1 protein-coding gene is annotated in these 1,341 nt (G+C 74.8%); it reads left to right on the top strand.

The window, feature by feature from the left end; translation table 11 throughout:
• Nucleotides 1-1,212: EfeM/EfeO family lipoprotein (locus AC08OO_RS11385; protein ID WP_476618493.1), on the top strand; the 1,212-nt coding region annotated here is incomplete at its 5' end.
• Between the last annotated feature and the right edge of the window lie 129 nt (nucleotides 1,213-1,341).

The following is a 1,341-nucleotide window of genomic DNA, read 5'->3' as shown; positions in this document are numbered from 1 at the left end:
GGGCCGGCCCCGCCGGCCCCGACGGGAGCGTCGGCTGGCCACCGGCTGCCGCGGTGGGCGCTGCCGGCCGCCATCGTCGCGGTGCCGGCCCTCGCCGCCGGCGCCACGATCCTCGCGCTCGGCCCGTCGTCCAGCGGCGGCAGCGGCGGGACGATCGAGGTGACCGGCGGCTCCTGCGCGGCAGGCTGGGCGGCGCCCCGGCCGGGCAGGCAGACGTTCACCGTCCACAACGGCAGCGCCCAAACGGCGGAGGTCCGCCTCATCGACCCGGCGACCGGTGCCATCCATGCGGAGATCGAGCTGCTGGCGCCCGGAACCACCCGACCCCTGTCGGCCACCATCGGCGGGGGCACCTATGCCTGGGAATGCCTGCCGGACGGCGGTAAGCGGCTGCTGTCCGCGAGTCAACGGGTGGCGGGCGCGGCCAGCGGGGCCGCCTCCATCCTCCCCGTGACGGCAGAGACCATGAGCGGCCCGCTGCGCGGCTACCGCGCCTTCGTCACCGTCGGCCTGGTGACGTTGCAGGGCAGCGTCGACACGCTGCGCGCGGACGTGGAACACGGCGACCTGGACGCGGCCCGCCGGGACTGGCTGCCCGCCCACCTCGACTACGAGCGCCTGGGCGCCGCCTACGGCACCTTCGGGGACTTCGACTCCAAGATCAACGGACTGCCTGCCGGGCTGCCCGGCGGAGTGCACGACCCAGACTTCACCGGCTTCTACCGGATCGAGTACGGGCTGTGGCACGGTGAGTCGGCCGCCTCGCTGGCCGCGTCGGCGGTCGGGTTGTCCAGCGACGTAGCGGGGCTGCGGGCGGCATTCCCCACCCAGGAATTCGATCCGAACGACCTGGCCCTGCGCACCCACGAAGTGCTGGAGAACACGCTGCAGTTCCAGCTCACCGGCGCCGCCGATCAGGGCAGCGGCACGGCTCTGGCGACCGCGAGCGCAAACGTGGACGGCACCCGGGAACTGCTCACCGTGATCGCGCCGGTGCTGCAGACCCGGTCGCCCGCCGCGCTGACCGCGGCCCGCCAGCAGTTGGGCGCCTTCGGCGCGCTGGTGCGGCGGGTCGGCAACCCACACGGCACCTGGATCCCGCCGGGACGGCTGCCACTCGCCGACCGGCAGAAGCTGAACGGCAGCCTGGGCGCGCTGCTGGAGACCCTCGCACCGATCCCCGGCATCCTCGAGATCAGGAGTACCGGATGAGCCCCGGGTCCGACGGCGGGCGGATGGGACGCCGCTCCTTCCTCGCCGGAGCCTTCGCCGCGGGCGCCGCGGCCGCGGGCAGCGCCACCACCGTCGCGGCCGGAACCGGCGCTGCGGTGCTCACCACCA

The organism is Frankia sp. CeCAU1, assembly GCF_977971845.1.
Note: the sequence above shows the minus strand (reverse complement) of the source record. Positions and strands in the feature narration are given on the sequence as shown.